Below are 468 nucleotides of genomic sequence, written 5' to 3'. Positions count from 1 at the left end.
GTGTCCTGGGACGCCTGGTCGTCCCAGGAGGACAGCGCATCGGTTTCCTCTGGACGATCGTCGTCGGCATCGTCGCCGCCCTGCTGGGCTCGGCGATCGCCGCCGCGTTCGGGGTGGCCGACACCAAGGGACCCGACTGGATCGAGTGGTTCGTCCAGATCGGCCTCGCGGCGGTGGGCGTGGCCGCACTGGACCGCGCGCAGGCCCACCGCTGACGCGGCGTGCGGACAGCGGCGGCCGGCCCCAAGGGACGGTCGCGGTATGCCGCGCCGTCTCGTGGGGCGGGCCTTCGCCGCCGGCACGGCCGACCGGATGCCGCTCCCGGACGTCGTGCGTGCCGCTTCCGGGGGGGGGGGCCCCCCCCAGGGCGCCGGGGGGGGCGCCCGCCCCCCGGCCGGCCCGGGCCGGGGCCGCGCCCGCCCGGACCGCCAGGCCCCCCCCGCCCGCGCCGGGGGCCGGGCCCCCCAC

The 468-nt window shown here is 80.6% G+C and carries 1 protein-coding gene and 1 pseudogene; both read left to right on the top strand.

Translation table 11 applies throughout. The features are described 5' to 3' along the window. Positions 1 to 215 (top strand): GlsB/YeaQ/YmgE family stress response membrane protein (locus tag ACFW2E_RS47615; RefSeq protein WP_384478594.1); only part of this gene is annotated, 215 nt, incomplete at its 5' end. Positions 216 to 261: 46 nt separating this feature from the next. Then, positions 262 to 468 (top strand): annotated as a pseudogene (locus tag ACFW2E_RS47610) (hypothetical protein); the annotation flags it as partial.

The organism is Streptomyces sp. NPDC058964, assembly GCF_042741275.1.
Classification (GTDB): domain Bacteria; phylum Actinomycetota; class Actinomycetes; order Streptomycetales; family Streptomycetaceae; genus Streptomyces.
Note: the sequence above shows the minus strand (reverse complement) of the source record. Positions and strands in the feature narration are given on the sequence as shown.